This window comes from Actinacidiphila yanglinensis, assembly GCF_900107965.1.
Classification (GTDB): Bacteria; Actinomycetota; Actinomycetes; order Streptomycetales; family Streptomycetaceae; genus Actinacidiphila; species Actinacidiphila yanglinensis.
This window is the reverse complement of the sequence record NZ_FNVU01000027.1, coordinates 1-20,713: the sequence shown is the minus strand read 5'-3', so window position 1 is coordinate 20,713 and position 20,713 is coordinate 1. Positions and strand designations below refer to the sequence as shown.

The window sequence follows — 20,713 nt, the reverse complement described above, 5'->3', positions numbered from 1 at the left end:
CGCCGCCCAACGGCCCGGGCGGCGCGCGGGGTCGGTCAGCCGATCCTGATGTTGACCGCCTTCGACTGGGTGTACTCGTACATCGCGGCCAGGCCCTTCTCGCGGCCGTAGCCGCTGCGCTTGACTCCGCCGAAGGGCGTCTCGACGCCGCCGGCGAAGTACTCGTTCACGAAGACCTGACCGACCTCCAGGTCCCTTGCCACGCGCAGCGCGGTGCCGATGTCCGCGGTCCACACTCCGGCGGCGAGCCCGTACTCGCTGTCGTTGGCGATCGTGACGGCCTCCTGCTCGTCGCGGAAGGTCTGCACGCTCAGTACCGGTCCGAACACCTCCTCCCGGGCGATCGTCATGTCGCCCCGCACCTCCACGAAGACGACGGGGTCGACGTAGAAGCCGCCGGCCGGGCGGTCGGCCACCGCCCTTCCGCACCGGATGGCCGTCGCCCCCTCGGCCTCCGCGATCTGGATGTAGCGCTTGACCTTGGCGAACTGGTCGCGGGTGGTGATGGCGCCGATGTCGGGATCGTCGATGCCCGGTCCCACCGACATCCCGCTCAGGGTGGCCGTCAGGCGTTCCACGAACCGCGCGCTGATCCGCTCGTCCACCAGCAGCCGGGTGCCGGCCGAGCAGATCTGCCCGGCGTTGACCATGCTCGCCTTGACGGCGCCGGCCACCGCCTCGTCGAGATCGGCGTCGGCGAAGACGATGTTCGCGGACTTCCCGCCCAGCTCCAGCGTCGAGGGGATCACCCGGTCGGCCGCGGCCGCCGCCACCACCCGGCCGGTGGCCACCGAGCCGGTGAAGGCGAGCCGCCGCACGTCCGGGTGCGCGCACAGCGCCGCACCGACCTCGGCGCCGGTGCCGGTGACGACGTTGAACACGCCCGCCGGAAGCCCGCACTCCACGGCGATCCGCGCGAGCCGGAGCGTCGACAGGGGCGTCTCCTCCGAGGGCTTCGCCACCACCGCGTTGCCCGCCGCGAGACACGGGGCGATGCCCCTGGCCGCCTGCTGGAGCGGCGCGTTCCACGGCAGGATGTGGCCCACCACGCCGAACGGCTCGTGGATCGTGTAGGACACGTACCCCTGGCCCAGCGGTATCGCGTCACCGTTGAACTTGTCGGCGTAGCCCCCGAAGAACTCGAAGTACCTCGCCGCCGACTCGACGTCCGAGGCGGCCTGGCTGAGCGGCTTGCCGTTGTCGAGCGTCTCGGCACGTGCGATCGCCTCGGCGTCGGCCCGGATGGCCGCGGCGATGTCCAGCAGGATGCGTCCGCGCCGGGCCGGCGCCGTCGACCGCCACACCCGGGCCGCCCCGACGGCGGCGGCCACGGCACGGTCGACCACCTCGGGCGTGCCGTCGGCGACCTCGGCCAGCAGGGAGCCGTCCGCGGGATTGACGACGGCGCGATACCGCCCGCCGGCATCGGTGGCCTCGGCGCCGGAGACGAAGCTTCCGTGCCGGCCCAGAACTGGTTCAGCGATGGCGGTCATGAGTGATCCCTCTCGTTTCTGTGTCGTCGGCGGCCGCGTCCCGTTCGCGCATCGCACCCGCATCGCCCGTGCGGGCAGCGTTCAGCGGCGGCCGCACGTCGCCTCCCGCGACGGCGGCCGTTCCGCGACCTTGCGTGCGTCACTCCGGCGCCGGGACGCCGAAGACCCCCATCGCCATGGCGAGGTTCCGGTAGTGGCCCAGGAGCATCAGGAGTTCGTAGAGGGCGCGGTCGTCGAGGACGTCCGCGGCCCCCGCCGGCAGGTTGGGGGTCCGGCCCGTGGGGGTGGACAGATAGGCCACCGCGACGCGGTGGATCGCCTCCTCCACCTCGTCGGCGCCGGCGAACGTGCCGTCCAGAAGAGACGCGACCTCGTCCTGGCCCAACCCCGCAGACCGGCCGACCGCCGCGTGGGCGTAGCGCTCGTAGGAGCACCGGGTGGCGGCCGCGACGGCGAGGATCGCGATCTCGCGCCCGCGCGCGGTCAGCACCGTGGAACCGCGGAACGCGGCGCCCATCGCGAGCGAGGGACCGCCGATCGCCGGGGAGAGCAGCGCCAGTCCGAAGGGCCCCAGCAGCCGCCCCTCGCCGTCCTCACGGTCGAACAGCGCGCGCTGCGACGCGCTGAGTCCGTCCAGTACGGTCGCGCGGATCCGCCGCTGGCCCTCGGTCAGTTCCCGCGGGAGCGGCGCCCGGAACTCACGGCCGCCGGGCATCGTCGGCGCCACCTCTCGTGATCGGCAGCTCCGGGACGAGCCCGCCGTCCATCATCTCGTCGAGGTGCGACACCGTCTCCCCGGTCCCGGTGAGCGTCCGGGTGACCCCGCGGCCCGCGTAGACCCAGTAGATCCGCATCACGCCCGTGCCCCGGTTCAGGAACCGGTGCGGCGTTCCGGCCCGCACCCACGTCGCGTCTCCCGCGACCAGGTCGGTGTACTCGCCGTCGATCTGGACCGTCGCCTCGCCCTCCAGGACGAGGACGGACTCGTCGACGTTGTGGCTGTGCAGCCTCAGCGCCCCGCCGGGCTCGAAGACGGTCTGGCCCGTGGTGACGACGGCGGTCTCGGAGTTCCACTCGCCCAGGTACGGCAGGCTGTGGACCGCGCCGCCGCGGTCCACCCTCGTGCGCTCGGCCCCCCGCATCACCAGCCGGTCGTTCGCCGTCATGATCGTCCGCCCTCCAAGTCGGTGTGCGCGGGGGTCGCGTCGACCGGCGCGGGAAGTTCGATGCCGTGCGCCGCACCGAGGGCGGCCAGCCTCGCCGCGGTGGCGGGCTCGATCGGGACGCCGTGCTCCCGGCTTCGACGGCTCCTCGACTCCAAGGCGTCGCCCGGCGTCCGCACCGGCCGGCCGGGATCGACGGGGCGCGACTCCCGCAGTTCGCGGATGCGCTCGTCGGCGCTCGCCTTGAACTCCTCCAGCGACCGGAACAGGTCGGGCCTGACCATCAGGATCATGTTCCCGGTGTTGGTCGGCGTGACGTGGTCGTGGTTGAAGTCGATCGTCTCGCTCCCGAACGCCGCTCCGTTGAGCGTGCCCGCCAGCATGCCGATGACCAGGTTCAGGCCGTATCCCTTGTACCCTCCGATCGGCATGAGCAACCCGTGCATGGCCTCCGCCGGGTCGGTCACCGGTGCCCCCGCCAGGTCCATCACCCACGTGTCCGGGATCGACTCGCCGCGCTGGGCGGCCAGCTTCAGCCGGCCGAAGGAGACGACCGTCGTCGCCATGTCCAGCACCACCGGCGGCTGCCGGCCGGCCGGGATCGCCACCGCCAGCGGGTTCGTGCTCAACAGCGGGGACACACCGCCCCACGGCGCCATGTGGTTGGCGTTGCCGATCGCCCCGTACAGGCCGATCAGGTCGTGCTCCAGGGCGCGGGCGGCGTAGACCCCGCCGGCGCCCGCGTGGTTGGAGTTGCGCACCCCCACCCACGCCAGGCCCGAGGCGGCAGCCTTCCGCGCGGCGAGGTCGGCGGCGTAGGTCATCACGACCTGCCCGAAGCCGTTGTCGCCGTCCACGAGCGCGCTCACCGGGGACTCCCGGACGATCCGCACCTTCGCGTCGAGGTTGTACCCGCCGGCCCGCACCCGGTCCAGGTACGGGGGCAGGCGGGTGATCCCGTGCGAGGGGACGCCCCGGGCGTCCGCCTCCAGCATCCGGTCGGCGACGGTCGCCGCGTCCCCGGCGGCGACGCCGTTCGACGCCAGCACCTCCCGCACGAAGGTGCGCAGCCCGGGCAACGCGTAAAGGGTGGCTGAACTCTCCACTACTGATGATCCGTTCTCTTGCAGTTCCACGCGTCCGGTACTCCGCGACCGAAGGTCACTCGCTCCGCGGTCAGGAGATGACCTTGTAGTAGGGGGTGATGTCCGCGGGGGCCGTCCTGCCGGCGCTCTTGGCGGCGGACGCGAAGCCGAGCTTGAGCGCCGCGATGTCCTCGTCGTTGAGCACCGGAGTCGGGTTGAGCACCTTGAGGTAGAACTCGTACGCCTCGGTCGCGTCGTCGGTGTTGGCACTGCGCGTGTGCTTCTCGATGCTCTTGATGGTCTGCGCCTTGTTCGCCCGGACGAACTCCAGCGCCTCCTTGTCCGCCTCGATGAACTTCTTGGCGACGCTCTGGTGCGTGCTCAGCCACTTGGTCGAGACTCCGATGGAGTCCGTGGCGTTGGGCAGGCCCGTCAGGTCGCCCAGCAGCCGGAAGCCGTGCGAGCGCAGCACGAGGTCGTCCGGGGGCGTGCTCAACGTCCCCTGCACGCCGCCTGTTTCCAGGGCGGTGAACTGCCCGGTGTTGGCTCCGCCGGTGTACACCGTCGTCACGTCGGAGCGCTGCAGCCCGTTCGCCTCCAGGTAGGAGGTCCAGCCCTGGTCGCTCTCCGTCCCGGGCTGGCCGGACGAGACCTTCTTGCCCTTCAGGCCCTGGGCGGAGGAGACGGACGGGTTCGACCAGACCTGGAGGTTGTAGTGCGCCTGCGTCATCCCGATGACGGTGTATTTCCCGCCCCGGAGGACCGCCGAGGCGATGTTCGAGCCCTGGCCGTAGACCATGTCCGCGTGCCCGCCCGCGAGCGCGGAGATCGACGCGGTCGCGCCGCCGGACAGGGTGGTCAGCTTGACGTTGAGACCGTGCTTCTTGAAGATCCCCTCGTCCACCCCGACGAACAGGTCGCTGTAGCTCGCGGAGTTCGATCCGAACACGATGTTGATCGTGTTGGGCGAGGACGAACCGGAGGAGCCCCCGGAGGAGTTGGAGCAGCCGGCGACCGTGAAGGTCAGCGCCGCCGCGGCCGCTCCGGCGATGGCCAGGGGGCGTCGACGGATGCGTCTTGAATTGGCCTGCATCGTTGAAAGCCTTTCGTGGAGGAGGAGTCCGGGTCGTTCACAAAGGGGGGCCGCTCTCAGCGGCCCGCAACGTCAGTCGCTGATGGACCAGTTGGCGAAGCGCTTCTCGCACCAGGCGACGAGCGAGTTGAGTAGCAGTGCCACGACGCACAGCGTGACGATGACCGCCATCGCACCGCTGGTGTCCAGTTGGGACATGTGGAACTGCACGAAGAAGCCGACGCCTCCGCTGCCCATGAAGAACTCGGCCACGATGATGCCGATCAGCCCGCGCCCGACGGACAGCCGGACACCGCTGAGGATGAACGGCAGGCTCGCCGGCAGGGCGACTTTGTAGAAGCGCTTGAACCGCGGGGTGCAGAAGGCGGTCGAGACCCGGCGGTAGTCGGCGTTCAGCGCCCGGCTGCCCGCGATGGTGTTGATGACCAGGGGCAGGATTCCCGACCAGATGACGATGATGATCCGGGAGGTGCTGCCGATTCCGAACCAGAAGATGATCACCGGCAGGAACAGCACGTGCGGCACGGAGTAGAGGACGTCGACGATGCCGCGCGTCATGTCGTAGAGCACCCGGCTCGCGCCGATGACGAGACCGATGATCGTGCCCGCGACGATCGATATCAGCTCGCCGATACCGAATTCCTTGCCGGTCTGGCCCAGCGCCGTGTAGATGGCGCCCTGCGAGTAGAGCTTCCTCCCCGCCACGAGGATCTTCCACGGCGAGCTCGCGAACGCCGGGTCGACCATGTGGGTGGCCGAGCAGATCTGCCAGACGGCGAGGAGGATCGCGATACCCGCCAGGTTGAGCAACGGGCTCTGCAGACCGCGCAGCCGGTCCCACCACGTCAGCACCGAAGTGCGCTCGGGATTCCGCTGCGGGGGACTTCCCTCGCGCGACGCCGTCCGGTCGGCGGGGTTCTTCATCACCGTGTCGTTCATTTCGATCGGCTCCTAAACACTGGATTCCGTGGCGGCGGTCATGGACCGGCCGGCCGCCTTCTGCTCCGGATGCAGCGCGTGGAGAATCTCGGAGCAGTATTCGGTGAACTTGGGGTCCAGCCGCCACTGCGAGCTGATCCTCGGACGGGGAGCCGTGATCGCGATGTCCGCGACGATCCTTCCCGGGTTCCGCGAGAGCACGATCACCCGGTCGGAGAGCAGGACGCTCTCGGTGACGTCGTGCGTGATGAAGATCGCCGTCGTCTTCGGCCCGTCGGGATCGGACTGCCAGATGCGCAGCAGTTCGTCCTGGAGCGACTCCCTGGTCATGGCGTCGAGCGCGCCGAACGGCTCGTCGAACAGCAGCACGTCGGGCGACACGGCCAGTGCACGGGCCAGGTTGACCCGCTGCCGCATGCCACCGGACAACTCGTCGGGCCGGGCCTTCATGTACTTCTCCAGGCCCACCGTGTGCAGGATCTGCTGGGTGCGCTGCCTGGTCTCGTCGTTCAGCCGCCCCTGGACCTCCAGGCCGAACCAGACGTTCTGCTCGACGGTGCGCCAGGGAAACAGCGAGGCGCTCTGGAAGACGATCGCCCGGTTCCGGGCCGGCCCCTTGATGGGTGTTCCGTTGACGAGCAGGTCACCGGAGGCGACCGGCACCAGTCCCGCGACCGCCTCGAGGAACGTCGTCTTCCCGCAACCGCTGGGGCCCACCACGGAGATGAACTCCCCGGTGTCGATCGTCAGGTCGATGGAATCGATCGCGACGACGAACTCGCGGCTGCGTCCGGTGCGGTGACCCAGACGCAGGTTCCTCGCCTGCAGCAGCGGAGTCCGCTTCGACTCGCTCATGATTGTTCTCCTCTGCGTCCAGCCGGTTGCCGAGTCGGGAATGGCCGCCTAGTGCTCACTGAGGTACCAGGTGATGAGGCTGTTGACCTCGCCGGGCTGATCCAGCCACAGGAAGTGGTTGGCCTTGTCGATGATGTGCATCTGCGCGCCGGGGATCTTCTTGTAGAGCTCCACGCTCGCGTCGATTCCCTTGTTCGACTGCTTCGCGCACAGCAACAGCGGTGGAATCGTGAGCTCGTGGACGAGTTCGCTGATGTACGTGCCGTCGATCGAGTACATCTCGGCATGCCGGTCCCAGCCCGACTCCTGCCAGAACTCCAGATCGTGGTCGCGGTAGCGCTGGAACCACTTCGCCGACAGCGCCACCAGACGGTCCAGCAGGTCGTCCGTCACTACATCGGGCGTGTGGGTGAACTTGCTGACGTGATCCAGGATTCCCTGCCGTGAGGTGAGGTCGGCCTTGGGAATCATGGTCCCGGGACGGAACGCGTCCTTGAAGAACGGCAGCTTCCCGCCGACCGCCGATCCGGAAAGGCTGGCGGAGTCGATGATGACCAGATTCGCCACCAGGTCGGGCCGCTTCAGCGTGATGTAGGTGATGATCCAGCCGCCCTGGGACTGGCCGACCAGATGCACCGGGCCGAGCTGGAGATGCTCGATGAACTTGATGACGTGCTCGGCCCGGGCGGTGACCATGCCCAGGTCGCGGGGATTGCGCGGCGCGTCCGTGTCACCGTGCCCGAGCTGGTCGATGGCGTAGACGTGGAAGGTCTCCGACAGCGGGATGACGGTCGGATACCAACGGTCCACGCCCATCCCTATCTTGACCGATCCGCCGTGCACCAGAAGCAGCGGCGGGGCAGCGGGATCGCCGGCCTCGAGGTAATGCGTGCGGTAGCCGTCGACTTCGGCGTACTGGTCCCTGACGCGTTCGGGCGCCTCGAAGACGGTGGTGACCTTCTCGGAGGTGTGCATGTCTTTCCTTTCAGGAATTCACGGTGACTTCTGGTGGGACATCCGGCTCAGTTGCCGGTCGGTGCGGCCTCCGACAAGCCGCGCACCGGACCGAATACCTCCTCGGCGGTGAGCCGGCGGGGCAGGAGCCCCTGGGCGAAGCAGGCGTCGGCGATCTCCTCGATCGGGCCGCTGAGCCGTTCCGGACCCGTCATCGTCAGCCGCGGCGTGTCCGCCCGGCCGGCCGATGCCTGCCTCGCGGCGGTCTCCTCGGCGCGGCACAGCAGCGCGTACGCGCCGGCCACGGCCGCCGGTTCGCGCTCCAGGACCTCCGTCGAGACGGCCACGAGGTGGTTGACCGGGGTGTATCCGTGCGCCGCGGACCATGCCAGGTCCCGCTCGGCCGCCCGCTCGATGACCGGCAGGAACTCGTCCCCTCCGGGCAGGTCGTTGCCGAGGACGGCCGCGTCGACCACGCCGGTGCGCAACGCCTCGACCAGGCTCCCCGACAGCGTGCGGTCCACGAACGCCGGGTTGGTGTACTCCGGCACATGTGCCTCGTCCTGGGTGACCCAGTGGGACTCCTCGGCGCCCAGCCCGAAGTCCTCGGCGAGGTGGCTGCGGACCCACATCCCGGTGGTCTGGGTGTAGGCACGTACCCCGATCCGGCGCCCGCGCAGCTGTCCCGGCTCGGTGATCGGCCGCGAGCGGTGCGAGATCAGGCACTTGCGCTGGAACCGTGCCGCCACCACCACGGGCAGGATCGCGATCGGGTGGCCGTAGGCGAGCGCCTGCAGTGCGGTGACGACGGCCAGTTCGCTGAGGTCGTAGCTCTGCTCGCGCACCATCGGCGCGAACGCCCGGTGGATCGGGGCGACCTCGACGAAGTCCAGCGCGACGTCCGGATCGGTGATCGTGCCGCCGCGCAGCAACGCGCCGATGGGGTGGGTCTCCAGAGCGGTGCGCAGTCGGACCTCAGCCATCGTGGTTCTCCTTGTCCCGCGCGCCCCAGTAGAAGCGCTCGGAGGTGCCCCCGAAGACGGCCTCGGCGTCCTTGTCCGACAGGCTCGCCAGGGACGCGCGCGCCTCGGCGAGCAGGTCGGCCAGCCGGCCCTCGGCGGCTGGGTAGTTGGAACCCCACATCAGCCGGGAGGAGCCGTACGTGGACAGCAGCGCGCTCAGGAAGTCCTCCACCGTGGAGGCGCCCTGCCGGGCGGCGTCGATCGCCCGGTGGGTCAGCTTCAGGTGCACCCCGGAGAACCCGGCCAGCTCGAGGAGCGCCCCGGACCGCTGGTACGGCGGTCCGTCGGCCAGGTCCGGGCGCGCGCAGTGGTCGAGCAGCACCCGGGTGCGCGGGAACCGCTCGAGTGCGCCCCGCAGCGCGGATATCCCGTCGATCGTCATCTGCAGGCAGATCGGGATGTCGTGGGCCTCGGCGTACTCCCAGGCGGGGAAGGAGTCGGGGTGGGCCAGCCAGTCGGCCTGGCCGGGCATGGTGGTGCCGGTGGTGAACAGCCGGAAGCCGGACAGCCCGCGGGACTGCCAGTGCGTGATCCGCTCCACCGCGTCGGGCGCCGTCGCGTCCAGCGAGTAGACGCCGACCAGGCGGTCGGGATGGGCCGCGACCGAGTCGGCCAGGTAGCGGTTGTCGTGGCCGTAGACGGTGGACGCCTGTACCACCACGGCTCGGTCGATCCCGGCGTCGTCCAGGGCGCGGAGCAGGACGGCGAGGTCGACCGGGTGTTCTCGCGACCAGTCGGACTGGCGCCCGCCGATCGGGTCGACCGGATAGCGCTCGCCGTCGGGGGAGATGACGTGGGTATGGTTGTCGATCACCAGCATGAGCGGTGTCGTGTCCCTTCAGTCGACGTACCGCAGGCCGTGGGCCCGCAGGTCGTCGCGCATCTGGTAGATGTCCAGGCCGAGTTCGCCGGCGGCGAGCCGGCGGCGCTTGACCTCTTCGTTGGCCTCGCGGCGTTCGGCGGCCTCGGCGGCCTCGGTGGCTTTCGCAGCCGGTACGACGACCACGCCGTCGGCGTCGGCGAGGACCACGTCACCGGGGTCGACCCGCGCGTTCGCGCACACCACCGGCACGTTGACCGAGCCGGGGGTGGCCTTGACCGTGCCCCTGGCGTGGATCGCCGCGCTGAAGACCGGGAAGTCGATCCGCTCCAGGTCGGCGATGTCGCGGCAGCCGCCGTCGATCACCAGGCCGACCGCGCCACGGGCGCGCAGCGAGGTGGCCAGCAGCTCGCCGAAGAAGCCGTCGTGGCTCTCGGTGGTGCAGGCCGCGACCACGACGTCGCCCGGCCGGACCTGCTCGACGGCGACGTGCAGCATCCAGTTGTCGCCGGGCTGCAGCAGCACCGTCACCGCGGTGCCGCACAGGCGGGCGCCGGGGTAGACCGGGCGGATGTAGGGGCGCATCAGGCCGAGCCGGCCCATCGCCTCGTGCACGGTGGCGACGCCCAGCGCGGACAGCCGTGCCACGGCGTGCGGATCGGCCCGCTCGATCGTCGTGTGCACGACGCCGAGTTCCTGCATGGTTCTTCCTTTCCGAGCGTGCTGCCGGGACACGGCTCAACGTCCGGCCGCGCGCAGCCGCGCGTCGAGCCGGGGATAGACGGTGCGGGCGTTGCCCTCGGTGATCGCCGCCAGGTCGGCGGGGGACAGGCCGGCCTTCTCGACGTAGCGGCGGGTGTCGTCGAAGTGGTGCCCGGTGTCCGGGTCGATGCCGCGAACGGCGCCGATCATCTCCGAGGCGAAGAGCACGTTGGTGTGCGGCATCACCTTCAGCAGCAGGTCGATGCCGGGCTGGTGGTACACGCAGGTGTCGAAGAAGACGTTGCCCAGCAGGTGCTCGGTCGGCTCCGGCCTGCCGAGCGCCTGCGCCAGGCCGCGGAAGCGCCCCCAGTGGTAGGGGACCGCGCCGCCGCCGTGCGGGATGACCAGTCGCAGCGTGGGGAAGTCGGCGAACAGGTCGCCTTGGATCAGTTGCATGACGGCGGTGGTGTCCGCGTTCAGGTAGTGCGCACCGGTGGTGTGGAACGCGGGGTTCTCGCTGGTGCTCACGTGCACCATCACCGGCACGTCGAGTTCGACGATCTTCTCGTAGAGCGGGTACCAGGATCGGTCGGTCAGCGGCGGTGCGCTCCAGTGGCCGCCGGAGGGATCGGGGTTGAGGTTCACCGCGACGGCGCCGAGCTCCTCGACCGCGCGGACCAGTTCGGCGACGCAGGTGGCCGGTGCGGCCCCAGGGGACTGCGGCAGCATCGCGGCGGGCGCGAAGCGGTCGGGGAACAGCTCGCCGACGCGGGCGCACAGGTCGTTGCAGCAGCGGGCCCAGGCCGCGGAGACGGCGAGGTCGCCGATGTGGTGGGCCATGAACGAGGCGCGTGGGGAGAAGACCGTCAGGTCGATGCCGCGCTCGTCCATCTGCCGCAGCTGGTTGGCCTCGACGGTCTCCCTGATCTCGTCGTCACCGATCCGCAGATCCGCGTGCCGCGGCGCCTCGCCGTTACCGGCCAGGGCCTGGATCTGGCGCTCGCGCCAGTCGCCCAGCGCCGCGGGCGCGGTCGTGTAGTGGCCGTGGCAGTCGATGATCAACGCGGAGTCTCCTCGCCGGTCGAAGTGGCTGGTCAGGGGGTCCCGAACGGTACGGTCCGGGTCGCTCCTCCCGCCGTGCCGTGTTCCGCACCGTAGTCGTTAAACCGATTGCTGACAATATTGCCGGTGATAAGATTGGCAACTGTGTCAGCGAACCGCCGGATACGATGCGGCGGGCACAGGGCCCACGAGTCGGCAGGCGCGGGTCCGCGAGCGAGAGGAAGCAACTGCAGGTGACCAGCACGCGAATGAGGGGAGCGGCCGGGCGGCTCCACGTCAGCGCGCAGATCCGCCGCGCCCTGTGGGTCGGCGAACTCGTGCCCGGACAGCGGCTCGTGGAGCAGGACCTGGCCGACCAGATGGGGGTGACGCGCAGTTCCGTGCGCGAGGCCCTGCTCGACCTCGCTGCCGACGACCTGGTGGAGCTCGTGCCCCACCGCGGCGCCCGCATCAGGGTCGTCTCGGTCGAGGAGGCCATCCAGATCACCGAGTGCCGCTCCGCGCTGGAGCGGTTGTGCGCGCGGAGGGTGGCCGAGCATGCCGGCGAGGAACAGCGCGCCGTGCTGACCGAGGTCGGCGAGCAACTGCGGACGGCGGTGGAGGACGGCGAGTTCGAGACCTACTCCACGCTCAACCGCAGGCTCCACGACCTGATCATCGAGTTCAGTGGCCAGTTGGTCGCCAAGCGCCAACTGGAGCGGCTCAACACGCAGATGGTGCGCTTCCAGTTCCGTCTCGCCTTGCGGCCGGGGCGTCCGCAGGAGTCGCTGCCCCAGCTCCTGGCGATCATCGACGCCGTCACCGCCGGCGATCCCGAAGCCGCCGACGCGGCCGCCGAGGCCCAGTTGGGCAGCGTGATCGAGCAGTTGCGGCTGAGCGATCCGCCGGTCGGCCTGAGCGGGCGCTAGTCGCAGCGGCGTTGCCGTCGAGCCGCGATGGGGCGGCGGGCTTCGCGGGCGCCCCGGAGGCGGACGGGCGGCGGCCCACCCGCCCGCTTCCGTGGCGCCGGGCGTCGGCGGAGGGGACGTCAACCGGCCGTCCGAGTCCCGCCGGACGTCCGGGTCGCCGCTCGTCACCCAGTATTGACAAGGTCATTACGTAACCCTACATTCGCCATCACGCCGGCAACGGCGACATGTTTGCCCCGAGCAGGAGTGCCGAGGTCGGCGACGCTTCTCGCGTGCTGGGAGCGGAGGTCCGACCGCTCCCGCGCACTTGGACGAGGAGGGGGCGTGGCGGCCCCGGCCGGTCGCGCTCGGCGATCCGGCGCGACCGCGCTGTCCCGCCCGCCCCGCGCACCAGCGAGGGCACCGGCACGCGCCGGGCACGCACTCGGGGCTCTTCCGAACGCAAGGAGCGAATGACCATGTCCTTCCGACCTCATCGGCGTGTGCTGAGCGTGGTGGGCGCCGCGGCGGCCACGGCAGCGCTGCTCGGCGCGGCTCCCGCCGCACACGCCGCGTCCGCCGCCGGCCCGGCGCGCCCGCCGGCGAACGGCAGTCTGTCTCCGCAGGTCGTGCACACCGGCAAGGGCCCGACCGGATACTCCGTGACCTTCCGCATCCACGACCCCACGGCGACGAGCATGCGCATCAAGGGGGAGTGGTCCTTCGCCTCGGCAGCCGCCATCGCGGCCGACCCGACCAACTCGACCCCGAGCTACGGCTACGACTGGAAGCCCGGCGAGTTCCCGCTGGCCACCCCCAACGCCGGCTCCGCGGCGAACTGGCCGGTCGTGGCGATGACGAAGGACGAACGCACCGGCGTCTGGTCGTACACCACGCCGCTGCCGTCCGGGGTCTTCAACTACTCCTTCTACCGGGACTGCACCGCCGCCGCGCCGGCCCTCACCGGCTGCACGGCGACGGCCGACCCGTCCAACCCGGTCTGGAGCACGGCCGGTTCGGCGGAACCCAGCAGCCAGGTGTACGTCCCCTCCGACCCCCGGTTCGGGACGGAGGACGACGCGTGGCAGGGACCGGCCGCGCGCGGTGACGAGGGCGCGCTGACGCACCTGACCTACGGCTCGCCGGGACACACCGACCCCACGGACGAGAACTACCTGTCGGTCTACACGCCGCCCGGCTACAACGCCCACCGCAGGCAGACCTATCCCACCCTGTACCTGGTGCACGGCGGCGGCGGGAACGAGATGGACTGGAGCACGCAGGGCGACCTGAAGAACATCCTGGACAACCTGATCGCCGACCACGAGATCCAGCCGACGGTCGTCGTGATGCCGAACAACCCCACCGACGACGAGATGACCGACGACGTCATTCCGTACGTCCAACAGCACCTCAACGTCGGTACGGACGCGGCCGACCGGGCGTTCGCGGGGCTGTCGGGCGGTGCGACCGTCGTCCAGGACCTGCTGTTCGGCGAGACCCCGACCTTCGGCTACTACTCCGTGTGGTCCGCGCCGCGCGGCCTGCCCACCGCGGAGCAGGCGGCCAACCCGCAATTGAAGGAACTGCTCGGCCTGCACATCGGCGTGGCCGTCCAGGACCTCGGCGGGCTCGCCCAGGGCAACACCACCGCCGAGCAGCAGTTGCTGGCCGGCGACGGCGTGCCGTTCGTGTCGTACAACGTCAACGGCGGGCACAACTGGGCCTACTGGCGGCAGGCGCTCCGCGACGCGCTCACCAAGGTCGACTTCCGGGCCACCGCGGTGGGGGTGCGCACCCACGGCGGCAGCGCCACGGCAACGGTGACCTCGGCGAGCGACGAGCCGGCCGCCGCGACGGGCACCGTGCAGTTCCAGGTCGACGGCAAGCCGCTCGGCCGCCCGGTGGCCCTCCGAGGCGGCACGGCGACCGCCGCGCTGCCGAAACACCTGTCCGGCACGGTCGGCGCGGTCTACAGCGGCGACCGGCTCTACAACGGGAGCACCAGCAAGTAGGCCGCCCGGATTCCCTTTCGCCCCGGACACCCGGAGGTGCCGCCTGTCGCGGCGCCTCCGGGTCGCGGTGCTTCCGACGCCTCCTGCTGGTGAGTTCCGGCACGGAGGACGTGAGCGGGGGCGTGTAGAGTCATCTGTGGAGTGAACGCTACATACGACAGCGAAGTCGCACACCCGGCCCCCGGCAGACGGCCGCGTCCCAGCCGGTATGCAGGCGGGGCCGGTGACGGGCCGCCGGCAGCGAGAACACCACGGCTCAAAAGGACCGACGGAAGGCGATCAGATTCCATGAACGGTGCCGAGACCCTCCTGCGCACCCTGCTCGCCAACGGCGTGGACGTCTGCTTCGCCAATCCCGGCACGTCGGAGATGCGGTTCGTCGCGGCACTCGACCGCCACCGCGCGATGCGCGGTGTGCTGTGCCTGTTCGAGGGGGTGGCGACCGGGGCCGCCGACGGCTACGCCCGCATGTCCGGCCGGCCGGCTGCGACGCTCCTCCACCTCGGCCCCGGTCTGGCCAACGGTCTGGCGAACCTCCACAACGCACGGCGCGCGCACACCCCGGTGGTCAACGTCATCGGCGACCACGCCCGCTCGCACAAGGAGTTGGACTCGCCGCTGGAGTCCGACATCGATGCCGCGGCCGCGACCGTCTCCAGTTGGGTGCGCCGGCCGGTGACCTCGGCGGACATCGGTCCCGACACCGCCGCGGCCGTGGCAGCGGCACTGAGCGCAGACGTGCCCGGCCCCCCGGACCCGTCGCGCACCGGCACCTCCGGGGCGGTCTCCACCCTCATCATGGCGGCCGACCTCTCCTGGGAGGAGAGCGCCCCGCCCGCGCCGCGGCTCCCCGCGCTGCCGCCGCGGTCCGTCACCCGCGCCGAGGTGGAAGCCACGGCGGCGCTGGTCACCGGACCGGAGCGCGTCGCGCTGCTGATCGACGGCGCCGGGCTGAGCGAGCCCGGCCTGCACGCTGCCGCCCGGATCCGGAAGGCCACCGGAACCGCCGCCTTCTGCCCGACCTGGCCGGCCCGGTTGCGGCGCGGTGCGGGCGTACCGCAGATCGTGCCGCTGGGCTACCGGGCCGAAGCCGTCGGCCGGCAACTCGCAGGCATCGAGCACCTGATCCTGGTCGGAGCACGCGAACCCGTGGCCTCGTTCGCCTATCCGGGCCGTCCGGGCATGCTCACCCCACCGGGAACGCGCGTGCATCGCTTCGTCCCCGACGCGGGCTTCGACGTCGTCGACGCGCTGTCGGCACTGGCGGACACCGTCGCGCCGGGGCCCGTCCCGACGCCGCCCGCCCCGGACGCTCCGCCCCCGCTCGTGAACGAGCCGTTGAGCACGGAGAATTGGGCCCAGGTCATCGGCGCCCTCCTCCCGCAGGAAGCGATCGTCGTCGACGAGTCCATCACCGCGGGGATGAACACCCTTTTCCCGGCGACCGCCGACTCCGCGCCCCACGACGTACTCGGCCTGACCGGCCTCGCGATCGGACAGGGCATCCCCGTCGCCGCCGGCGCCGCCCTCGCCTGTCCCGAACGGCCGGTCGTGTGCCTGCAAGCCGACGGCAGCGCGCTCTACACCATCTCCGGACTGTGGACCCAGGCCCGCGAGAAGCTCGACGTGACCACCGTCATCCTCAACAACCGCTCCTACGCGATCCTCCGTGCCGAACTGGACCGTGTCGGCGGCAGCGCGGCGGGACCGGCCGCCCGTGCTCTCTTCGACCTGAGCCGGCCCGACATCGACTTCACCTCGCTGGCCACCGGCATGGGCGTCCCCGCGACCCGGGCCGCGAGCACGGCCGAACTCGCCGAGCAGTTCTCCGCCGCGCTGACCGCACCCGGCCCCCACCTCATCGAAGCGATCCTCCAGCCGGCCTGAGACCGTCGGGAACATCGGGAACAGCGGCCCCCAGGCCCGCCCGCGGGCCGAGGCGGCGCCACCTCACCCCGGGATCAGGCCGCCGGGGCGGGCAGGACGGCCCGGGCGGCCCGCCGGAGATTCCCGATCATCGGATTCGGGTCGCCCTTGCGGCTGACCAGGACGACACGGCTCGGGGGAGCGCCTTCGATCGGGACGGTGACGAGGTCGGGACGCAAGGAGCTGCGCCGGTCACCCACGGGCAGCACGGCGATCGCGCCGCCGCTCGCGACGAGTTCGAGCTTGTCCTCGTAATTCTCGATGGAGGTCTCGATGGAGCTCTCGATCGGCGGCACGCCGGCCCCGAGGAGCCGGTAGGACGCCCAGTCCGCGGTCTCGAACGGACACGGCGCCGCCTCTTCGCCGGCCAGCTCCTCCGCGGTCACCGATGCCCGGTCGGCCAGGGGATGGCCGTGCGGGACCACGAGCATCCGGGCCTCCTCGTACAGCGGGGTGGTGACCACGTCGCCGGCGGCGAGCGGCAGCGGGGTCCGCGCGATCAGGGCGTCGACGCGCTGGTCGGACAGCGCCCCGACATCGCGGCAGTTCAGGTGCCGGGTGGCGATCTCGGCGCCCGGGTGACGGCGGCGCAGTTCCCGCACGGCGGCGGTGATCACCAGGTCCTCGACGTAACCGATGGCGATGCGCTCGCTCCCGGCCGCTTCGCGCACGGCCGACTCGGCCTGGCGGGCGGCCTGCAGCAGGGCCCGGCCCCGGGGGAGGAATGTCCGGCCGGCCGCGGTGAGCCGGGCACCCCGGGGGGTGCGGTCCAGCAGCCGTGCGCCGAGGTACCTCTCGAGCCGCTGGATCTGGCGGCTCAGCGCCGGCTGGGCCACGTGCAGCTCGGTGGCCGCCCGGCCGAAGTTCTCGTGCGCCGCCACCACGGTGAAGTAGCGCACCAGCCGCAGGTCCAGGTCCTGTCCGAGATCGTTCACCCGCCCAGCGTACGCACCATGCCGTTTCGGAATGACCGGTTGCCGAACCGGTCTTGGACGGCCGCGCCGTCCCGGGCCTTGACTGGAGGAGCAACGTTTCCCCGAGAAAGCGACAGGCGCGATGAAGGCGATCCAGTTCCACGCAGCGGGCGGGCCGGAAGTCCTGCGGTACGAAGAGGTGCCGCTTCCCGGCATCGGCCCGGGCGAGGTGCTCGTCCAGGTGCACGCGGCGGGCATCAACCCGCCGGACTGGTACCTGCGCGAGGGGATGAAGGTCATGCCGGCCGAGATGAGGCCGGCGCTGGAGTTTCCCCTGACCCCCGGCACGGACCTGTCGGGCGTGGTCCGGGCGGTCGCTCCGGACGTGCGGGGGTTCGCCGTCGGTGACGAGGTCTTCGGCATGCTGCGGTTCCCCGGATTCGACGGCCGCACGTACGCCGAGTACGTGGCCGCGCCGGCTGCGGACCTGGCGCACAAGCCGGCCACCGTCGATCACGTGCGGGCGGCCGGGGCGCCGATGGCCGTGCTGACGGCCTGGCAGTACCTGATCGACCTCGGCCACGACGTGCCGTCCCCGTTCACCGTCCGGGTGCACCGCCCGGTGCCGCTCGCACCGGGGATGACCGTGCTGGTCAACGGAGCCGCCGGGGGAGTGGGCCACTTCGCGGTGCAACTGGCGAAGTGGAAGGGCGCACGCGTCATCGCGGTGGCCTCGGGCCGGCACGAGCAGTTCCTGCGCGAGCTGGGCGCGGACGAGTTCATCGACTACACCACGACGCGGGTGGCGGACGTGGTCAGCGGCGTCGACCTGGTGGTGGACACCGTCGGTGGCCCGGACAGCTCGCGTTTCCTGACGGTACTCAAGCGCGGAGGCACCATGCTCCCGGTGTTCTTCGCCGCCTACGACCCGGAGGAGACGGCGCGCCTGGGCATCACGGTCTCGAACATCCAGGTGCGCTCCAGCGGCCCCCAACTCGCGGAGATCGGCCGCCTGTTCGACGACGGCAGGCTCCAGGTTGCGGTCGACAGCACCCACCCTCTGCGTGACGCGGCCGGCGCCCACACGCGAGCCGCGCAGGGCCACATCCAGGGGAAGATCGTGCTGACGGTCGTCTCGTGATCGCCGCACTCCGGTGAAGTCGGTGGTGGTGTCCCGGCGGGAACCAGTAGCGTCCGGGTTTTGATGACTGATTCCTGGGACACCATCGCCGACTGGTATGCGGAACTGCTGCGGACCGGTTCCGCCATGCACGACTTCCACTGCGACCTGCTGCTCGGGCTCCTGCCCGACCGGCTCGGCGGGTGCCGCGTTCTCGATCTCGGCTGCGGGGAGGGCATCGTCGCCCGCGCGGCAGCCGCCCGCGGAGCCTCCGTCACGGGCATCGACCCCTCACCGCGGATGATCGAACATGCCCGCGCCTCCGGGGCCGGAGGTCCTGGCACGGTGGCCTACGCGGTCGATGACGGGTGCGTGCTGGGGACGGTCGCGGACGGCTCGGTCGACTGGGTGACCGCCGGGCTGTCCCTGAACAACGTGCCCGACCTCGATGCCGCGCTCGCGGCCGTGCGGCGCGTGCTGACCGCGCGGGGCTCGCTTGCCTTCACGATCCCCCACCCGTGCTTCGAAGCACCGCACGCCGGCTGGACCCGTAGCGCCGACGGGCCCGTTCGACGGGTGGTCGGGGACTACCTTGCCGAAGGATTCTGGCGGTCGGACAACCCTGAAGGCGCCCGCCGGGCGGGCAACCAGCACCGGACGCTGTCCACGTACCTGACGGCTCTGGTCCGGCACGGGTTCGTCCTGGAAACCGTCGTCGAGCCCTCCCCGAGCGACCAAGTGGTGGCCGCACAACCGCACAGGGCGGGACTGCCACCGTTCCTGGGCGTCCGCGCGAGGTCTCTTCATGCGCTCGCGGCTGCCCCGTAACGCCTGATGCCGTGGGTGGCGTCCGGCCGTTCCGGGTCGCGGTGGAGAGGTCGCTGCAGGCCGCGATCGTCCGGGTGCCGTAGGCAGTCGCTCATAGGCACACCTGCGCGGAGTGCCTGGGCGCCGGGCAATGTCGGTGCCGAGCACTAGGGTCCGAGACGCGGGCGTCACCCCCGGTGGGCACGGCGGGCGCCTCATCAGGGCACCCCAGGAAGGCAACGACATGAAGGCTCTCCTCACATCATCCGGGATCAAGAACCGCAGCATCCGCGACGCACTCGAGGGTCTGCTGGGCAAACCGATCGCCGAGTCCCACGCCCTGTTCATCCCGACCGCCATCTATCCCTTCCCCGGCGGCCCCGGCATGGCCTGGCGGGCGCTCAGCGGCGCGGGGTCGTCACCGCTCGCCGATCTGGGCTGGAAGTCCCTGGGCGTCCTGGAGTTGTCGGTGCTGCCGAGCATCGAGGAGGCCGCTTGGGTACCGACGGTGCGCGACGCCGACGCGCTGCTGGTGTGGGGCGGTGACCCCCTGTTCCTGGCCGGGTGGATGCGCCGCTCCGGTCTGACCGGCCTGCTGCCGTCGCTGCGCCCCGAGGCGGTCTACGTGGGGGTGAGCGCCGGGAGCATCGCCGCCACCACCACGTTCGTCGAGACCTACACCGAGCCTCCCCACGGCGACGAAAGGCCGGTGAGCTCGCAGGAGGTCGTCTTCGGCACGCCGGACGGCGACGTGGACAGGCTGCTCGTTACCGGCCGGGGCGCGGGGCTCGTCGACTTCGCGGTGATCCCGCATCTGGAGCACCCGGACCATCCGGACGCTTCCCTGGCCAACGCCGAGAAGTGGGCGGCACACATCCCCGCCCCGACGTACGCGATCGACGACGAGAGCGCGGTCAAGGTGGTCGACGGCGCCGTCGAGGTCGTCTCCGAGGGACAGTGGAAGCTGTTCCAGCCGTAGGCCGTTGACTTCGGATCATCTGTCCGACCAGATGAAGATGGCTGCGAGGTGGGCAGGGCGGCGGTCTGCTGGAACCTGGTGGGAGTCCTGGTGGCCTCCGCGATCCACCAGGAGATGCCTCTTCCGAGGACGACGAGGCCGAGCGCCCCACCGGCCCGCTTCCGAGCCCGGGTGCTCCCGCCCGGCGCGCTACGACGCCCCCCGAGCCGGCGGAGTACTGCCGCGAGGGCGAAGGAGAACGTTCGGTATTGACTTCGGGAGGCGAGAGAGGGCATGCTTCCGAGGTGGGGAGAATGAACGTTCTCCCCTTCTGTGGGCGCCCTCCATACCCGCGCCGCCCCCCGTGTTTTGTGGGGGAGACCCGACACACCCGCACGCAAGGAGAGACCAGAAGTGGCCGAGCTGTTCTACGACGACGATGCCGACCTGTCCATCATCCAGGGCCGCAAGGTCGCGGTCATCGGCTATGGCAGTCAGGGCCATGCCCACGCGCTGTCGCTGCGTGACTCCGGTGTCGATGTGCGCGTCGGTCTGCATGAGGGTTCCAAGTCCAAGGCGCAGGCCGAGGAGCAGGGTCTGCGGGTGGTGACGGTGGCCGAGGCCGCGTCCGAGGCCGACGTCATCATGATTCTGGTGCCGGACCCGATCCAGGCGCGTGTGTACGAGGAGTCCATCAAGGACAACCTGAAGGACGGTGACGCGATCTTCTTCGGTCACGGTCTGAACATCCGCTTCGGCTTCATCAAGCCGCCGGCGGGTGTGGACGTGTGCATGGTCGCGCCGAAGGGTCCGGGTCACCTGGTGCGCCGGCAGTACGAGGAGGGTCGTGGTGTGCCGTGCATCGTGGCGGTCGAGCAGGATGCGACGGGTAAGGGCT

Annotated in this window: 20 protein-coding genes; 7 read left to right on the top strand and 13 right to left on the bottom strand. The window is 70.9% G+C overall.

Annotated features, from left to right (window positions below; all coding sequences use genetic code 11):
• Window positions 1–35: 35 nt before the first annotated feature.
• The 12 genes from C4U44_RS36935 to C4U44_RS36880 all read right to left on the bottom strand — a co-directional run bounded on the left by C4U44_RS36935 (window position 36) and on the right by C4U44_RS36880 (window position 11,188).
• The gene (locus C4U44_RS36935; RefSeq protein ID WP_103890490.1) at window positions 36–1,493 is read right to left on the bottom strand and encodes an aldehyde dehydrogenase family protein; all 1,458 of its coding nucleotides are present in this window, start codon (window positions 1,491–1,493) and stop codon (window positions 36–38) included.
• Window positions 1,494–1,632: 139 nt separating this feature from the next.
• Entirely contained in the window at window positions 1,633–2,208 is a 576-nt protein-coding gene (locus tag C4U44_RS36930) for a carboxymuconolactone decarboxylase family protein (protein ID WP_103890489.1), read from the bottom strand.
• Window positions 2,192–2,659: a cupin domain-containing protein gene (locus C4U44_RS36925; protein WP_103890488.1), complete on the bottom strand. Its 468-nt coding sequence runs from the start codon at window positions 2,657–2,659 to the stop codon at window positions 2,192–2,194. The genes C4U44_RS36930 and C4U44_RS36925 overlap by 17 nt, the downstream gene beginning before the upstream one ends.
• Window positions 2,656–3,792 carry an Ldh family oxidoreductase gene (locus C4U44_RS36920; protein WP_160145186.1) on the bottom strand — a complete coding sequence of 379 codons (1,137 nt, stop codon included), beginning with the start codon at window positions 3,790–3,792 and terminating at the stop codon, window positions 2,656–2,658. Before C4U44_RS36920 ends, C4U44_RS36925 begins: the two co-directional genes overlap by 4 nt.
• A gap of 40 nt (window positions 3,793–3,832) precedes the next feature.
• Window positions 3,833–4,834 carry an ABC transporter substrate-binding protein gene (locus tag C4U44_RS36915; protein WP_103890486.1) on the bottom strand — a complete coding sequence of 334 codons (1,002 nt, stop codon included), beginning with the start codon at window positions 4,832–4,834 and terminating at the stop codon, window positions 3,833–3,835.
• Between the two features lie 72 nt (window positions 4,835–4,906).
• The gene (locus C4U44_RS36910) at window positions 4,907–5,773 is read right to left on the bottom strand and encodes an ABC transporter permease (RefSeq protein ID WP_103890485.1); all 867 of its coding nucleotides are present in this window, start codon (window positions 5,771–5,773) and stop codon (window positions 4,907–4,909) included.
• 12 nt (window positions 5,774–5,785) lie between these two features.
• Complete coding sequence (locus C4U44_RS36905; RefSeq protein WP_103890484.1) at window positions 5,786–6,628, bottom strand: ABC transporter ATP-binding protein; 843 nt, start codon at window positions 6,626–6,628, stop codon at window positions 5,786–5,788.
• A 48-nt stretch (window positions 6,629–6,676) separates the two neighbouring features.
• On the bottom strand, window positions 6,677–7,603 hold the full coding sequence (locus C4U44_RS36900) for an alpha/beta fold hydrolase (RefSeq protein WP_103890483.1): 927 nt from the start codon (window positions 7,601–7,603) through the stop codon (window positions 6,677–6,679).
• Window positions 7,604–7,650: 47 nt separating this feature from the next.
• Window positions 7,651–8,565 (bottom strand): substrate-binding domain-containing protein, encoded by a 915-nt coding sequence (locus tag C4U44_RS36895; protein ID WP_103890482.1) that lies wholly within the window; start codon window positions 8,563–8,565, stop codon window positions 7,651–7,653.
• Window positions 8,558–9,424: an amidohydrolase family protein gene (locus C4U44_RS36890; protein WP_103890481.1), complete on the bottom strand. Its 867-nt coding sequence runs from the start codon at window positions 9,422–9,424 to the stop codon at window positions 8,558–8,560. The genes C4U44_RS36895 and C4U44_RS36890 overlap by 8 nt, the downstream gene beginning before the upstream one ends.
• Window positions 9,425–9,442: 18 nt before the next feature.
• Window positions 9,443–10,126, bottom strand: coding sequence for a 4-carboxy-4-hydroxy-2-oxoadipate aldolase/oxaloacetate decarboxylase (gene ligK, locus C4U44_RS36885; protein WP_103890480.1), 684 nt, complete (start codon window positions 10,124–10,126; stop codon window positions 9,443–9,445).
• Between the two features lie 36 nt (window positions 10,127–10,162).
• Window positions 10,163–11,188, bottom strand: a complete 1,026-nt coding sequence (locus C4U44_RS36880; RefSeq protein WP_103890479.1) for an amidohydrolase family protein — start codon at window positions 11,186–11,188, stop codon at window positions 10,163–10,165.
• Window positions 11,189–11,436: 248 nt separating this feature from the next.
• Between C4U44_RS36880 and C4U44_RS36875 the strand changes: the two genes are divergently transcribed.
• From C4U44_RS36875 to C4U44_RS36865, 3 genes are all read left to right on the top strand, one after another.
• Window positions 11,437–12,096 (top strand): GntR family transcriptional regulator, encoded by a 660-nt coding sequence (locus C4U44_RS36875; RefSeq protein ID WP_103890478.1) that lies wholly within the window; start codon window positions 11,437–11,439, stop codon window positions 12,094–12,096.
• 458 nt (window positions 12,097–12,554) lie between these two features.
• Window positions 12,555–14,090, top strand: a complete 1,536-nt coding sequence (locus C4U44_RS36870) for an alpha/beta hydrolase-fold protein (protein WP_160145185.1) — start codon at window positions 12,555–12,557, stop codon at window positions 14,088–14,090.
• A 288-nt stretch (window positions 14,091–14,378) separates the two neighbouring features.
• A complete protein-coding gene (locus tag C4U44_RS36865) occupies window positions 14,379–15,977 on the top strand; it encodes an acetolactate synthase large subunit (RefSeq protein ID WP_103890476.1) in 1,599 nt (532 codons plus the stop codon).
• 74 nt (window positions 15,978–16,051) lie between these two features.
• Here C4U44_RS36865 and C4U44_RS36860 read toward each other — a convergent pair whose 3' ends face one another.
• Complete coding sequence (locus C4U44_RS36860; protein ID WP_103890475.1) at window positions 16,052–16,951, bottom strand: LysR family transcriptional regulator; 900 nt, start codon at window positions 16,949–16,951, stop codon at window positions 16,052–16,054.
• 121 nt (window positions 16,952–17,072) lie between these two features.
• Between C4U44_RS36860 and C4U44_RS36855 the strand changes: the two genes are divergently transcribed.
• The 4 genes from C4U44_RS36855 to C4U44_RS36840 form a co-directional block, all read left to right on the top strand.
• Window positions 17,073–18,071, top strand: a complete 999-nt coding sequence (locus C4U44_RS36855) for an NADP-dependent oxidoreductase (protein ID WP_103890474.1) — start codon at window positions 17,073–17,075, stop codon at window positions 18,069–18,071.
• A gap of 63 nt (window positions 18,072–18,134) precedes the next feature.
• Complete coding sequence (locus tag C4U44_RS36850; RefSeq protein ID WP_103890473.1) at window positions 18,135–18,878, top strand: class I SAM-dependent methyltransferase; 744 nt, start codon at window positions 18,135–18,137, stop codon at window positions 18,876–18,878.
• A 223-nt stretch (window positions 18,879–19,101) separates the two neighbouring features.
• On the top strand, window positions 19,102–19,836 hold the full coding sequence (locus C4U44_RS36845) for a Type 1 glutamine amidotransferase-like domain-containing protein (protein ID WP_103890472.1): 735 nt from the start codon (window positions 19,102–19,104) through the stop codon (window positions 19,834–19,836).
• A 393-nt stretch (window positions 19,837–20,229) separates the two neighbouring features.
• Window positions 20,230–20,713: NAD(P)-binding domain-containing protein (locus C4U44_RS36840; RefSeq protein WP_160145184.1), on the top strand; the 484-nt coding region annotated here is incomplete at its 3' end.

Excerpts from the sequence above, each read along its gene's own strand:
- C4U44_RS36935 (WP_103890490.1), bottom strand. The coding sequence starts at position 1,493 with ATGACCGCCATCGCTGAACCAGTTCTGGGCCGGCACGGAAGCTTCGTC.
- C4U44_RS36930 (WP_103890489.1), bottom strand. The coding sequence starts at position 2,208 with ATGCCCGGCGGCCGTGAGTTCCGGGCGCCGCTCCCGCGGGAACTGACC.
- C4U44_RS36925 (WP_103890488.1), bottom strand. The coding sequence starts at position 2,659 with ATGACGGCGAACGACCGGCTGGTGATGCGGGGGGCCGAGCGCACGAGG.
- C4U44_RS36915 (WP_103890486.1), bottom strand. The coding sequence starts at position 4,834 with ATGCAGGCCAATTCAAGACGCATCCGTCGACGCCCCCTGGCCATCGCC.
- C4U44_RS36910 (WP_103890485.1), bottom strand. The coding sequence starts at position 5,773 with ATGAACGACACGGTGATGAAGAACCCCGCCGACCGGACGGCGTCGCGC.
- C4U44_RS36905 (WP_103890484.1), bottom strand. The coding sequence starts at position 6,628 with ATGAGCGAGTCGAAGCGGACTCCGCTGCTGCAGGCGAGGAACCTGCGT.
- C4U44_RS36900 (WP_103890483.1), bottom strand. The coding sequence starts at position 7,603 with ATGCACACCTCCGAGAAGGTCACCACCGTCTTCGAGGCGCCCGAACGC.
- C4U44_RS36895 (WP_103890482.1), bottom strand. The coding sequence starts at position 8,565 with ATGGCTGAGGTCCGACTGCGCACCGCTCTGGAGACCCACCCCATCGGC.
- C4U44_RS36890 (WP_103890481.1), bottom strand. The coding sequence starts at position 9,424 with ATGCTGGTGATCGACAACCATACCCACGTCATCTCCCCCGACGGCGAG.
- ligK (WP_103890480.1), bottom strand. The coding sequence starts at position 10,126 with ATGCAGGAACTCGGCGTCGTGCACACGACGATCGAGCGGGCCGATCCG.
- C4U44_RS36875 (WP_103890478.1), top strand. The coding sequence starts at position 11,437 with ATGAGGGGAGCGGCCGGGCGGCTCCACGTCAGCGCGCAGATCCGCCGC.
- C4U44_RS36870 (WP_160145185.1), top strand. The coding sequence starts at position 12,555 with ATGTCCTTCCGACCTCATCGGCGTGTGCTGAGCGTGGTGGGCGCCGCG.
- C4U44_RS36865 (WP_103890476.1), top strand. The coding sequence starts at position 14,379 with ATGAACGGTGCCGAGACCCTCCTGCGCACCCTGCTCGCCAACGGCGTG.
- C4U44_RS36855 (WP_103890474.1), top strand. The coding sequence starts at position 17,073 with ATGAAGGCGATCCAGTTCCACGCAGCGGGCGGGCCGGAAGTCCTGCGG.
- C4U44_RS36850 (WP_103890473.1), top strand. The coding sequence starts at position 18,135 with ATGACTGATTCCTGGGACACCATCGCCGACTGGTATGCGGAACTGCTG.
- C4U44_RS36845 (WP_103890472.1), top strand. The coding sequence starts at position 19,102 with ATGAAGGCTCTCCTCACATCATCCGGGATCAAGAACCGCAGCATCCGC.